Source organism: Neisseria sp. 74A18, assembly GCF_001308005.1.
In the GTDB taxonomy this organism is placed as follows: domain Bacteria; phylum Pseudomonadota; class Gammaproteobacteria; order Burkholderiales; family Neisseriaceae; genus Neisseria; species Neisseria dumasiana.
This window is the reverse complement of record NZ_LGZA01000022.1, coordinates 1-12618: the sequence shown is the minus strand read 5'-3', so window position 1 is coordinate 12618 and position 12618 is coordinate 1. Positions and strand designations below refer to the sequence as shown.

The window sequence follows — 12618 nt, the reverse complement described above, 5'->3', positions numbered from 1 at the left end:
GTTATTCAAAACGGCCGCTGATGCTGCCCAAATCTTGGAAATGCACGCAGAACGAATCGCCTTTTTCCACCTGCACGGCGGCGGTAATCGCGCCGATCATCACAAACGAACCGGCCGGCAGATATTCGCCGCGCTCGGCCAGCATGTTCGCCAACATGGCGACCGATGCGGCCGGATGCCCCAACACCGCCGCGCCCGCGCCGGTCTGCACCACTTTGCCGTTGATTTCCATCACCACGCCCAGCGTTTTCAAATCCAATTCGCTTGCGGGTTTGGCACAGCCGCCGGTAATGAAACGGCTGGAAGAAGAGTTGTCGGCAATCACCGATTTCAAATCGAATTTGAAATCTTTATAGCGCGAGTCAATCACTTCGATGGCGGGCATCACGAAATCGGTGGCGACCAATACGTCGCCGATGTGGCAGCCGGGGCCGCGCAGGTCGGCTTTGGTTACAAACGCCAGCTCGGCTTCGATTTTGGGGTGGATCAGCTCGTCGTGCTTCACCGCCGCGCCTTCGGGCACGCTGAAGTAGTCGGCCAGAAACCCGTAGCAAGGGTGTTCCACGCCCATTTGGCTCATCTTCGCCCATGAGGTCAGCCCCATTTTCATGCCGACGATTTTGTTGCCCCGCGCTTCTTTGCGGCGGCGAATTTCCCATTGGATGTCGAAAGCGTCTTCGTAATCCATGTCGGGAAAATCGTCGGTGATTTTGGTCACTTCATAAGCCTGCAATTCGGCGTTTTCCAAATGTTCGGCCAGTTGCTCGATGTGTTCTCTGCTTAATGTGCTCATGCTGTTTTGCCTTTCTGCTTGGCCATGGTGAGTGCCAAATCTTCGATCATGTCTTCCTGCCCGCCGACGGTGCCGCGCTTGCCCAGCTCCACCAAAATTTCGCGGGCAGACACGCCGTATTTGGCTTCGGCTCGTTTGGCAAACAGCAAAAACGACGAATACACGCCCGCATAACCCAGCGTGAGCGCGTTGCGGTCGACGCGGATGGGGTGGTCCATAATCGGCACCACGCGGTCTTCGGCTACGTCCATCAGTTTGAAGAGATCGGTGCCGTGTTCGACGCCCATGCGCTCCAACACCGCCACAAACACTTCCAGCGGCGTATTGCCCGCGCCTGCGCCCAAGCCGGCTACCGAACCGTCGATGCGGTTGGCACCGGCGTGCACGGCGGCCAGCGAGTTGGCAATGCCCATACCGAGGTTGTGATGGCCGTGGAAGCCCAGCTCGGTTTCAGGCTTCAGGGCTTGGCGCAGCGCACCGATTTTTTCTTCCACTTCTTCGGGCAGCATGTAGCCCGCCGAATCGGTGCAATAGATGCAGTTGGCGCCGTAGCCTTCCATCAGCTTGGCCTGCTCGATCAGTTTGGCGGCGGGCACCATGTGCGCCATCATCAGAAAGCCGACGGTATCCAAGCCCAGCTCGGCGGATTTGGCGATGTGTTGTTGGGAAACGTCGGCCTCGGTGCAGTGCGTAGCCACGCGGATGCACGACACGCCCAAGTCTTTGGCCATCAAGAGATGGTCAACGGTGCCGATGCCGGGCAACAGCAAGGCCGACACTTTGGCCTGCTTCATTTTGGGAATCACGGCGCCGAGGTATTCTTCGTCGCTGTGGGCGGGAAAGCCGTAGTTGAGCGACGCGCCGCCCAAGCCGTCGCCGTGGGTTACTTCAATCAGCGGCATACCGGCTTCGTCGAGGCCGGTGGCGATGTTCACCATTTCGTCTAACGAAATCTGATGGCGTTTGGCGTGCATGCCGTCGCGCAGGCTCATATCGTGCAGGGTAACTTTTTTACCTTTTAAATCCATGTCGTTCTCCTTAGCGTGCGGGCAAAGTCAACACGCCGTTGGCCGCTTCTTCGGCAAACATTTCGGCGGTGCGCAAACCGGCGGCGGTCATGATGTCGAGATTGCCGGCATACGGCGGTAGAAAATCGCCCAAGCCCTTCACTTCTACGAAAATCGACACTTTGTTGCCGTCGAACACGGGGCCGTTGACCAGCATGTAGCCCGGCACATAACGCTGCACTTCGGCCACCATGCGCTGCACCGATTCGGTAATCGCGGCTTGGTCGGGTTCGCTTTCGGTGAGGCAATGGATGGTGTCGCGCATCATCAAAGGCGGTTCGGCCGGATTGATGATGATGATGGCTTTGCCTTTTTTGGCGCCACCCACACTTTCCACGGCCTGCGCGGTGGTGCGGGTAAATTCGTCGATGTTGGCGCGGGTGCCGGGGCCGACCGATTTGGACGACACGGTGGCGATGATTTCGCCGTAGCTGACGGGCTGAACGCGGGAAATGGCCGCCACCATCGGAATCGTGGCCTGCCCGCCGCAGGTAACCATGTTGACGTTCATTTCCAGCTTTTCGGCATGGGCTTTGAGATTAACGGGGGGAATGCAGAAAGGGCCGACGGCGGCGGGGGTCAAATCAATCATGATCACGCCCTGCTCGTTGAGCTTGCGGCTGTTTTCGGCGTGGGCATAGGCCGAAGTAGCATCGAAGGCGATGCGGATATCGTCTTCTTTAACAAACGGCAGCAAGCCGTCCACGCCGGTGTCGCTGGTTTTGATGCCCATGTTGCGGGCGCGCTTCAAGCCTTCGGATTGCGGGTCGATGCCGACCATCCACACCGGCTCTATCCACTCGGAACGCTTCATTTTCATCAGTAGGTCGGTGCCGATGTTGCCCGGCCCGATAATGGCCGCTTTTAGTTTTTTACTCACGGCTTTCTCCTCTTATTATCTGGTTGTTCGGCTGGGTTTTCAGACGGCCTGTCTGAACATCTGAACCGCGGTTCAGATTTTTTTGAACAAGGCCGAACGGGTTTGTGTTTCGCTGCCGTCGGCAGCAGTTAAGAAACGCTCCATGTGGATGTCGCGCTCAAACAGGCGGCTCTGCATCAGGGTGGATACGGCCGCTTCGATCATCGGCGGCGGGCCGCACAGATAAGCTTTGTGGCCGCTGCAACGGTTGCTGAAGTAATCGGCCACGGCTTCGTGTACGAAACCGTTGAAGCCTTCCCAGTTTTCTTCGGGCAGGGCGGCGTTCAATGCCGGAATGTAGTGGAAGTTTTCATGCGCTTCGGCCAGCTTTTCAAACCGCTCGCGGTGGTAGAGTTCGGCTACGTTGCGCGCACCCTGAAACAGGTAAATCTGGCGGCTGTCGCCCGCTTCCAGCAAGTCGAGAATCATGGATTCGGGGCTGGACAAACCCGAACCGCCGGCAATGAAAATCACATCTTGGTCGTCGGATTTGCGCACGAAGAATTGGCCGTAAGGGCCGGAAAGCGGCAATTCGTCGCCTTCTTTCAGGTTTTCGTGCAGCCAGGTTGTGGCCGCGCCGCCTTCGACTTTACGCACATGCAGCTCAACCGTGTCGGCCATAGACGGCGGATTGGCAATCGAAAACGCGCGCGTGCCTTCCACGCCCGGCACTTGCAGGTTGATATATTGGCCTGCCTGAAACTGCATGGGTCGGTCGAGCTTCAGCGTAATGCCCAGAATGGTGGGGGAAAGCGGTTCGGCGGCCACCACGGTGGCGGTGTAGTCTTCCACGGGGTAGCCTAAGAAATCGGGATCGACATCAATGTCGGCTTCGATGGTTACGTCCGATTCCGGCATGAAGCAGCAGGCCAAAACCTTGCCCTCGTCGCGCTCGACATCCATCAAGGCAAACGGTGAGGCGTTGCCCAAATCGCCGTAACCGTCGGTAACCTGTACTTTGCAGGTGCCGCAGGTGCCGTGGCCGCAGGCAAAGGGCAGCCACACGCCCTGACGCAGCGCGGCATTCAGAATGGTTTGGCCTTCTTCCACTTCGATCACATCGCCGGTCGGCTCTACTGTTACTTGGTAGCTCATTGCACCCTCCTTATCTGCTTATACGCCGCTGCCGTTCCAGCCGTTGAGGCCGGGCGTGTTGAAGCGCAGCAGGGATTTATGGTCGAAACCGAGCTGTTCGAGGGTTTTGCCGTCATCGGGGGCAAGCGCACGGCCGTTCAACTGCCACTCAACATCGTCCCATTTGATGGAATCGAAGTCGGGGTGCTGCGAAAATCCCTGCTTGAGCACGTTTTGGCGGAAATCTTGGAAGGGCATATCGGGCGGCAGGGCGAAAGCCAACGCCGAACAAAACAGCAGGTGTTTGTCCCAGCCGACAAATACTAAAATGTTGCCGCCGAAGTTTTCGCGACGGTCGCGCACTTCGCCGCGGTAATTGCTCACAATGGCTTTGGTGGGCATGGTGTTCTCTCCTTTTATTTATCGGGTTGTGTATGCAGCCTGTTCAGACGGCCTCTGCGTCTGCGGCTGGCCGGTGCGAACAAATCGGGCGGATCAGGCCACGCCTTTCCATTCTTTCCATCTTTGTTCGTCGGGAGAACCTTTCATATCCAAGTTGTCGGCTCCCACATTGAGGCGGTAGTAGTCGCGCAAAATGCTTTCCAAATCGGGGCCGCCGCAGTTGCCTTGGAGAATTTGATGAACCGGCAGCCAGGCCTGTACGAATTTTTCGGGTTCGTCCACAAAAATATCGTGGCAGCCGTCTGAACACATGTGGTAACGCTCGCCTTCAAATTCGGCGCTGCGGTAGCTGATTTCGCCGGGGTCGCCGTTCATTTCGGTGAAGCCCATCGGCACTTGGCACACTTGGCAAAGCTGCGGCAGGCCGTTTGAATAGAAGCGTTTGCCTTCGGCTTCCATTTTTTTCGCCAGCTCCCAGCGGGGGCGGTAGTATTTGTCGAAAGTGTTGGGGTATTTCTCGCTCAGCCAATCCAGCTCTTCGTCGGTCGGAATCCAAGTGTGGAAGCCCGCCGCGTGGCCGAAGTTGTAGAAAATCCACCACGCTTGATGGGAGATGTGCTCTTTTTCTTTCTCGATCACATCGCTGTATTTGGGCAGGCGGATGCCGTAGCGCGACAAATCTTTAAACAGCGCGCCGCCGGCTTCTTCGAAATACACTTCCCATGCTTCTTTCCACGACATCACTTTGTTGGGCAGCATGTAATCCATCATCATGGCCACGATAGACAGCAGGCGGGTGCCGCGCCAAAACCATTTGTCGATCCACTTCTGTACAATGGGCAGGTTGTCTTCGTGCTGTTCCAACAGGAATTTGATGATTTCGAGACCGAGCGTCATGTGGCGGGCTTCGTCGGATTGCGCGCTAAAACCGAAGGTAACGGTGGCCATGTCGCCGTTGTGCGCCGCGCCCGACATAAACGGCACAAACAACAGATTGGTCAGCACATATTCAAACGAGAAGCTGATGGCCAGCAAAAATTCAAACGGCCCTGCCGAACGGGCGTCTTCGAAGAACGATTTGGGCACGGAGAGATACCACACGCGGTCGTGCATGTGGCTCCAGTCTTGAAAGCCGTCGAAATATTTGTTGTAGTGGCTCATGGCATGGATTTGGGTTTGCACATGGCGCAATTCGTCGATCGATTGCATTTGCGAGGCAATGCGCGCCCCGATGCCGCCGAACTGGCGGCCTACATGGGCATAACCTTGATAAGCCTGATATTCGAGCGGGGTAACGCCGGTCAGGAAGATTTTGATGGCGTTCACATAGCGCGGGTCGGAGATATTCAACTGGCCGTTGTTTTGGGCAAACGCATCAAAAATGGCATACAGTTTTTTCTCTTTTTCGGCCTGATATTTCCAATAGGCATCCATGGTGAGGCGGAACGGGTCTTCCCATTTTGACCAATCAGTGATTTTGATGCCTTCGAAGTCTTCATACGGAAACGCTTCTTTGCGGTCTTGGTAGGAAAAATCCCAATCCAGATCGCGGGTAAGCAAGCGGTATTTGTCTTTTAAATTCAGTTTAGCCATGGGGTGTCTCCTCATTATTCTTTGTAGCGGCCTGTTGTATGCCGGTGGTTTCAGCGGTTCCAGCTTAACGTGAGGCTTTCGTCGTCTTCGTCCACGTTGCCGCCGATGGTAACCAGATTCAGATGCAGCTCCTGCACCTCCCAACTTTGCCCCAGCTTTTCTTCTACCGTGGCTTTGTTCACCACCAACTTGCCTTCACACTCCATACGGATCATGGCGGGCTGGTAAATCACCACCACATCGGGATTGTCCTGTTCGACGGCTTCAACGATATAGCGGGAAGTGTCGTTGTCTTGCAGAGCGAGATAAACTTTTGACATGCTTTATTCTCCTTTCGCCGTCAGGCCGATTTTGGCCGCACGTTTGGCCATTTCGCCGTTAACCGTTTCAATTACCGCGCCGCCGTCTTCAAACAAAGCCTCGATTAACGGGCGGTAGGCTTGTGTGGTTTTTTCCTGCCATTTTTCCACCCAGCCGCTCATCAGGGCGCGGTTGGATTCGTTTTCGGCAGCTATGGTTTTCAAAACGTTGTCTGCCCAACCCGCTTGGTCTTTCAGGCAGAGCTGCATAAATTCGGTGAGCATGGAAATATCGCGCGCATTGTTATCCAGCAGCCATTGGTCGAGCTTTTGGTAAAACACCACGTTAACCAAGGTATCGGCCACCAGATTTTGGGCAACAAACAATTCGCCCCAATCTTTATGCACCAGCATTTCTTCGCACAACGCCCGCACGCCTTGCCAAGCAGGGTCTTCCATCCAGATTTTTTTGGCACGGGCCAGCGATTCGCCGCTGTTTTCGTCGAGCATCAAACCTATGCGCGACAAATATTGCGCCATACCCAAACGGTCCATGGCGGCATACAGGCAAGCCTGAGTCAACGCCGTTCCGTAGCCGTAAGCCGAGCCGGACATCATGTTCAGATTGGCGGTCTGCTCCACATGCCGCAAAGGCAGCAGGCTGAAAATAATTTGAGATTGGATATCGGGGTCGATGAGTTTGCCCAATCCGCGCTTTTCAAAAAACGCATAATTGTTCTCGGCCGCATCCTGCATCTTGGCGCGGTTCTGCACATAGGCACTGTAAAAAAACTGGCGCGGGTCTTTTAAAACATACCAATCCTGCATGGTCAGCGCGGTATGGCCGGGGTCGTTGAGTTCTTTTTCGGGCATCCATAACGGACGGTAATGGAAATTGGCTGTCGCCTGCGCATCGTAAGTGGCCTCTTGATAACGGGAGGCCGGCTTGTTGCCGAACCGCCGCTCCACATTGGCAAATGTTTGGCGAACCGGTTCGATGGTGGCGGTTTTGATTTCTAAAGTCATCTGTGTTTCTCCTTAAATTTGCGCCTTGTTATTGGCCGGTTTCTGTTCCGTAACGCCATTTGGCTGCTTCTTGATCGTTTTTTTGGGATTGCTCTTCGCTCATGTGAACCACTTGGTTGCGCTTGCAAAACTCTTCAAAACAAGACTGGGGCATGATGAGTTCGACAAACAGCGAGGGGTCGTTAATGGCAAAATCAAACTCGACAAAACGCGCATCCGGCTCGCTGCGAACGCGGATGTATTTCACAAAATTCGATGGTGCGGCAGAAGGAGTGTGCATATCGTGCCTTTCTTTTCCGACAGCTTTTTAGAAAACGCATATCCTTTCATTAGCACACGCCGTGCCAAAACATAATTAAAAATATAATTTATTGATTTTTATCAAATAAAAAAATTAAACCTAATAAGAAACAGAAACGGCACCCTTTAATTTTTTATCATTTGATAAAATCGCACCAAACAGATGTGATCAAATGATGAAATTTTTAAACAACTTGATTTTTAAGAAAATATTAAAGAGAATGAGATTATCTTGAGAAACTGCCCGTTCGGGCGGGCGGCAGATTTTTTTAATGATAAAAGCGATAAATGGCAAACAGGCTTAAAAACTTAAGTAACGTTTACTTTTTTCACAATAAACATTAATGTTTTTATATGTAAATTAAATGTAAATGGCAAAAACCATATTGCACAAACTGACGGCAACTTGTTAAGTTAACTAAACATTTATCAATAAATGACACATAAGGAATATGAATTATTCGCAAAATATTAGAAAAAACCGAGCATTTAAACGCCTAGAAAAAAATCATAACAAAATCGGAAAATATATTAATAAAAACATAATCCGCAAGGCACCGCTACCAATGAGGAACGCTATGAGGAATAAGGAACAGAACCTACCCGGCCAAGATCTTATCGACGCCATCAAATTCGATGTGGACAACGGAAAAATCTGGTTTTACGAGCAGAGGATGCTGTTAAGCCATGCCTACGCTTTGTGGTTGTTCCGTGAGGATTTGGTCGAATCTCTCGGTATGGAAAGTGCCAAACGCTTTTTTATGCGTTACGGTTATTATGCGGGTGTGCAAGATGCGGAAATTGCCAAAAAAATCCGCCCGGGCAGCAGCCTGCGCGAAGCGTTTTTGGCGGGCCCGCAACTGCACAGCATACGCGGCATGGTAAAAGTTACGCCGGTGGAATTGGAACTTTGCGCCGAAAAAGGGCGGTTTTACGGAGTATTCCAATGGGAAGGTTCGTTTGAAGTGGCTTACCACAAAAAGAAATACGGCATCAGCAAAGAGCCGGTTTGCTGGGCTTTGCTGGGCTATGCCAGCGGTTATTCGAGCTACTTTATGGGGATTCCGATTGCGTTCAAAGAAACCCAATGCGAATCGATGGGGCACGCATGCTGCCTGATTACCGGCAAGCCGATGAGCGAATGGGAAGACACAACCGATTTGGAGCGTTCCATGCTGCCCGACCCTGTGTCTGAAGAGCTTTTCGGCCTGCGTCACGAACTCGATATGCTCAAAAACCGCAAACTCAACGATTTGCTCAAAGAAGGCAATTATTTCGATGTGATCGGCGAATCACCTGCATTCCGCCAAGTCTGCCATATGCTGCGTAAAGCCGCGCAGAGCAAGGTAACGGTTTTGCTCGAAGGTGAAACCGGAGTCGGCAAAGAAGCTTTCGCCAAAGGGCTGCATGTGGCCAGCAACCGCAGCGGACAACCGTTTGTTGCCGTCAACTGCGCGTGCATTCCTCCCGATTTGATCGAATCGGAGCTGTTCGGCGTCGAACGCGGCGCATTTACCGGCGCAGGCCAGAGCAAGCCCGGAAAATTCGAACGGGCCGACAAAGGCACGATTTTTCTCGACGAAGTGGTGGAGCTTTCACCCAGAGCGCAGGCGGCCTTGCTGCGTGTTTTGCAGGAAGGCGAGCTGGAGCGCGTAGGCGGCACGCAAGTGCGTAAAATCGATGTCAGGGTGGTTGCCGCTACCAACGAAACGCTGGCCGACGCAGTCGCCGCCGGCAAGTTCCGTGCCGACCTCTACTACCGCCTCAACACGTTTCCCGTGTATATCCCGCCCTTGCGCGAAAGGCATCAAGATATTCCGCTGCTGATCAAATACTTTCTCGAAAAATACAGTGCCGAGCATCAAAAACGCATTTTGGGCATCAGCGACCAAGGGCGCGAACTGCTGCTGCAACACCAATGGCCGGGCAACATCCGCGAGCTGGAAAACGTCATCGAACGCGGCGTTATCCTTACCGAACACAATCACGTTATCGAAGCACAAAACCTGTTTCCCAATTTCAAACCCGTATCCGGCAACTTTGGTATTTCAGACGGCACCTTGTCCGCTCCTGCGGCTGCGGCACCGCAAGGCGGCCGCCATGCCTATATACAGCAATTGCTCGAGCAGGGGTTCGATTTGGAAGAATGGATTGCCGACATTCTTCGGGAAGCAGTCGTACAAAGCAAAGGCAACATCTCCGAAGCCTCCCGAAAACTGAATATCAGCCGGGCAACGCTGGCTTACCAGCTGAAAAAATACAATCTGCCTGTCAAATAAACTGAAACCTTTGTAAAAGCCCTGTCTGCATCTTTTTCTTTGCCGCGGCCGTCTGAAAAATGTTTTCAGACGGCCTCATAATCAATCAGCATCAATCAGCTTAAAAATAGTACACCCGTCATAGTCGGGCCAAACCCGAGCAGGACACTTTGGTTATTAAAGTCAGGTTGGCCGGCCGAGACCTTTGCAAAACCCCCAGATGCGGATGCAGTTCAAGGCGTAGCAGCACAGCGAGTGCAGACATATCATATAGATAGGCAAACGAGCGAGCAGCGCACAACGCAGAAATGCGCCGCAGATGGGGGTTTTGCAAAGGTCTCCGGCTGTATATTATGCAGGCCGGGCATTCCTGCCTGCCGGCACGCCGAGCAAGCGGTTTCACCATAGCGTATAATCCCCGCTTCCACCCCATTCAAGAGCATTCGACCATGCCCGATCTGTCGGCTTTTCAAAACGACCCTGTTATGCAGCGCATCCGTGCCGCACAGCCAGTATGTTGGCACAATCCGCACACCGCCCCGTTTGCCGAAGCTTTAAGCGACGTAGGGCTTACCCGCAGCGACGTTGATGATGCCGCCGCACGCTTAAGGCGGTTCGCACCTTATATCCGCCAAGCCTTTCCCGAAACTGCCGCTTCAGACGGCATCATCGAAAGCCCCCTGTACCGCGCAGCCTCTTTACAGCAGGCGGCAGGTTATTCAGACGGCCTGCTGTATATCAAAGCCGACAACGAACTGCCCGTATCCGGCTCAATCAAAGCACGCGGCGGTATTTACGAAGTGCTGCAACACGCCGAACAACTGGCACTCACGCACGGCCTGATCGACACCGCCGGCCATTACACCCAGCTCGGCTCACCGGCGGCACGCAAACTGTTCGCACGCCATACCGTTGCCGTCGGCTCTACCGGCAATCTCGGCCTTTCCATCGGCATCATGGCCGCCAAACTCGGCTTTTGCGCCGCCGTACACATGTCGGCAGATGCCCGGCAATGGAAAAAAGACAAACTGCGCGCCGCAGGCGTTGAAGTGTTCGAATACACCGGCGATTACGGCCAAGCCGTAGCCGCAGGGCGCAAACAGGCCGAAGCCGACCCCTTGTGCTATTTTGTTGACGATGAAAACTCACGCCACCTCTTTCTCGGTTACGCCGTCGCCGCAGGCCGTCTGAAAAAACAGTTCGAACAGGCCGGCATCACCATCAACCGCGAACGCCCCCTATATGTTTATCTGCCGTGCGGCGTAGGCGGCGGCCCCGGCGGCGTAGCATTCGGCCTGAAGCTCGCATTCGGCGACAACGTACACTGCATATTCGCCGAGCCCGTGCAGTCTCCCTGCATGTTACTGGGCGTGTACACCGGCCTGCACGAGCGCATCAGCGTACAAGACATCGGCTTAAACAACCGCACCGCCGCCGACGGCCTGGCCGTAGGCCGTCCTTCCGGCTTCGTCGGCCGCGCCATGCAACGCTCGCTAAACGCCTTTTATACGGTAGAAGACAGCGAACTCTTCCGCTGGCTGCGTCTTGCCCATGAAACCGAAGGGCTGAAACTCGAACCTTCCGCCTGCGCCGGTTTCGCCGGATTGCGCCATTTCCGCCACCCCGACGCCATACATCTCGTATGGGCAACCGGCGGCAACATGGTTCCCGAAGAAATATTTGCCGAATATCTCGCACAAGATTAAAGAGATAACATACAATCCGAAACTTTCGCACCGCCCGCAACAAGCCCGTCGAAGCTCAAAGTATGCCGCCGTTCAATCGGCAAAGCGGTTTGATAATCCGTCCGCAGATGCAAAACAAAAGCACAACACGCTTGAACGCCTGCGAAAACAACGTAAAACAACTTAACTAACCATTCCCCCAAACATCAGGCCGTCTGAACACACCTTTCAGACGGCCTGCACACCGAAACCACCCAAACAACATGACCGGATTCTTTACCCTGTTTAAAAAAGAAGTTTTACGCTTCTGGAAAGTGGGCCTGCAAACCGTTGCCGCCCCCATGCTCACCGCACTGCTCTACCAAATGATATTCTCCCATGCCGTCGGCAGGCATATCGAAGCCCTGCCCGACGTTGCCTACAACGCCTTCCTGATTCCCGGGCTGGCCATGATGAGCATGACCCAAAACGCCTTTGCCAACGCCTCCAGCAGCCTGATCCAATCACGGCTCACCGGCAACCTCGTCTTCATTCTGCTGCCGCCGCTGCCCGTTTCCGCCTTTTTTTCCGCCTACGTCGGCGCCGCCGTCTTGCGCGGCCTGCTCGTCGGCATCGGCGTCATCGCCGTTACCGCCCCCTTCGGCCTGCCCATGCCGCACAACATCTTATGGATCGCCGCCTTCGCCCTGCTCGGCTGCGCCATCATGGGCATGCTCGGGCTGCTGGCAGGCATCGTCGCCGAAAAATTCGACCAACTCGCCATGTTTCAAAACTTCCTCATCATGCCGCTCACCTTCCTTTCCGGCGTGTTCTACTCCATCAACAGCCTGCCCGAATTTTGGCGCAACGTAAGCCACCTCAACCCCGTGTTCTACATGATAGACGGCTTCCGCTACGGCTTTTTCGGCGTCAGCGACACCTCGCCTTGGCTGTCGGCCGCCGTAGTCGGCAGCGTCTCATTAGGCTTGGCAATATTCGTACTCGCCGTTTTAAAATCCGGCTGGAAGCTGCGCAGTTGAACTTACCCAATCAATTTATTACTTTTCTAAAGCCGACACAGGTTTGATCCCATTCGAGGCCGTCTGAAATTTCAGACGGCCTTTTGTCATACCCATATTGGGCAAAAATATTCATTCTGATATATTTCCAAAACATACATCTTCAATCCCGATACTTTGAATACAGTTTTGGAACGCCCGCGA

The 12618-nt window shown here is 54.0% G+C and carries 12 protein-coding genes; 3 read left to right on the top strand and 9 right to left on the bottom strand.

Annotated elements, in window-relative coordinates:
* Position 1: 1 nt before the first annotated feature.
* The 9 genes from dmpH to AKG43_RS07850 form a co-directional block, all read right to left on the bottom strand.
* A complete protein-coding gene (dmpH, locus tag AKG43_RS07890; RefSeq protein ID WP_054600023.1) occupies positions 2-793 on the bottom strand; it encodes a 2-oxo-3-hexenedioate decarboxylase in 792 nt (263 codons plus the stop codon).
* Positions 790-1821 carry a 4-hydroxy-2-oxovalerate aldolase gene (dmpG, locus tag AKG43_RS07885; protein WP_054600022.1) on the bottom strand — a complete coding sequence of 344 codons (1032 nt, stop codon included), beginning with the start codon at positions 1819-1821 and terminating at the stop codon, positions 790-792. Before dmpG ends, dmpH begins: the two co-directional genes overlap by 4 nt.
* A 10-nt stretch (positions 1822-1831) precedes the next feature.
* Positions 1832-2740: an acetaldehyde dehydrogenase (acetylating) gene (locus tag AKG43_RS07880; protein ID WP_054600021.1), complete on the bottom strand. Its 909-nt coding sequence runs from the start codon at positions 2738-2740 to the stop codon at positions 1832-1834.
* 72 nt (positions 2741-2812) lie between these two features.
* A complete protein-coding gene (locus AKG43_RS07875) occupies positions 2813-3874 on the bottom strand; it encodes an NADH:ubiquinone reductase (Na(+)-transporting) subunit F (protein ID WP_054600020.1) in 1062 nt (353 codons plus the stop codon).
* 18 nt (positions 3875-3892) lie between these two features.
* On the bottom strand, positions 3893-4255 hold the full coding sequence (locus AKG43_RS07870) for a phenol hydroxylase subunit P4 (RefSeq protein WP_054600019.1): 363 nt from the start codon (positions 4253-4255) through the stop codon (positions 3893-3895).
* Positions 4256-4348: 93 nt separating this feature from the next.
* A complete protein-coding gene (locus tag AKG43_RS07865) occupies positions 4349-5848 on the bottom strand; it encodes an aromatic/alkene/methane monooxygenase hydroxylase/oxygenase subunit alpha (protein ID WP_054600018.1) in 1500 nt (499 codons plus the stop codon).
* Positions 5849-5898: 50 nt separating this feature from the next.
* Positions 5899-6168 carry an MmoB/DmpM family protein gene (locus tag AKG43_RS07860; protein ID WP_054600017.1) on the bottom strand — a complete coding sequence of 90 codons (270 nt, stop codon included), beginning with the start codon at positions 6166-6168 and terminating at the stop codon, positions 5899-5901.
* 3 nt (positions 6169-6171) lie between these two features.
* A complete protein-coding gene (locus AKG43_RS07855; RefSeq protein WP_054600016.1) occupies positions 6172-7173 on the bottom strand; it encodes an aromatic/alkene monooxygenase hydroxylase subunit beta in 1002 nt (333 codons plus the stop codon).
* 28 nt (positions 7174-7201) lie between these two features.
* A complete protein-coding gene (locus tag AKG43_RS07850; protein ID WP_054600015.1) occupies positions 7202-7453 on the bottom strand; it encodes a phenol hydroxylase subunit in 252 nt (83 codons plus the stop codon).
* A 598-nt stretch (positions 7454-8051) separates the two neighbouring features.
* Between AKG43_RS07850 and AKG43_RS07845 the strand changes: the two genes are divergently transcribed.
* The 3 genes from AKG43_RS07845 to AKG43_RS07835 all read left to right on the top strand — a co-directional run bounded on the left by AKG43_RS07845 (position 8052) and on the right by AKG43_RS07835 (position 12435).
* Positions 8052-9752 (top strand): sigma-54-dependent Fis family transcriptional regulator, encoded by a 1701-nt coding sequence (locus AKG43_RS07845; protein ID WP_054600014.1) that lies wholly within the window; start codon positions 8052-8054, stop codon positions 9750-9752.
* A 332-nt stretch (positions 9753-10084) separates the two neighbouring features.
* Positions 10085-11437, top strand: a complete 1353-nt coding sequence (locus AKG43_RS07840; RefSeq protein ID WP_304437571.1) for a D-serine ammonia-lyase — start codon at positions 10085-10087, stop codon at positions 11435-11437.
* Between the two features lie 242 nt (positions 11438-11679).
* On the top strand, positions 11680-12435 hold the full coding sequence (locus AKG43_RS07835) for an ABC transporter permease (protein ID WP_054600013.1): 756 nt from the start codon (positions 11680-11682) through the stop codon (positions 12433-12435).
* The last annotated feature ends 183 nt before the right edge of the window (positions 12436-12618 follow it).

What these genes read in the sequence shown, in the direction of transcription:
- AKG43_RS07850 (WP_054600015.1), bottom strand. Translation starts at nt 7,453, where the DNA reads ATGCACACTCCTTCTGCCGCACCATCGAATTTTGTGAAATACATCCGC.
- AKG43_RS07870 (WP_054600019.1), bottom strand. Translation starts at nt 4,255, where the DNA reads ATGCCCACCAAAGCCATTGTGAGCAATTACCGCGGCGAAGTGCGCGAC.
- AKG43_RS07860 (WP_054600017.1), bottom strand. Translation starts at nt 6,168, where the DNA reads ATGTCAAAAGTTTATCTCGCTCTGCAAGACAACGACACTTCCCGCTAT.
- AKG43_RS07875 (WP_054600020.1), bottom strand. Translation starts at nt 3,874, where the DNA reads ATGAGCTACCAAGTAACAGTAGAGCCGACCGGCGATGTGATCGAAGTG.
- dmpG (WP_054600022.1), bottom strand. Translation starts at nt 1,821, where the DNA reads ATGGATTTAAAAGGTAAAAAAGTTACCCTGCACGATATGAGCCTGCGC.
- AKG43_RS07865 (WP_054600018.1), bottom strand. Translation starts at nt 5,848, where the DNA reads ATGGCTAAACTGAATTTAAAAGACAAATACCGCTTGCTTACCCGCGAT.
- dmpH (WP_054600023.1), bottom strand. Translation starts at nt 793, where the DNA reads ATGAGCACATTAAGCAGAGAACACATCGAGCAACTGGCCGAACATTTG.
- AKG43_RS07855 (WP_054600016.1), bottom strand. Translation starts at nt 7,173, where the DNA reads ATGACTTTAGAAATCAAAACCGCCACCATCGAACCGGTTCGCCAAACA.
- AKG43_RS07835 (WP_054600013.1), top strand. Translation starts at nt 11,680, where the DNA reads ATGACCGGATTCTTTACCCTGTTTAAAAAAGAAGTTTTACGCTTCTGG.
- AKG43_RS07845 (WP_054600014.1), top strand. Translation starts at nt 8,052, where the DNA reads ATGAGGAATAAGGAACAGAACCTACCCGGCCAAGATCTTATCGACGCC.
- AKG43_RS07840 (WP_304437571.1), top strand. Translation starts at nt 10,085, where the DNA reads ATGCAGGCCGGGCATTCCTGCCTGCCGGCACGCCGAGCAAGCGGTTTC.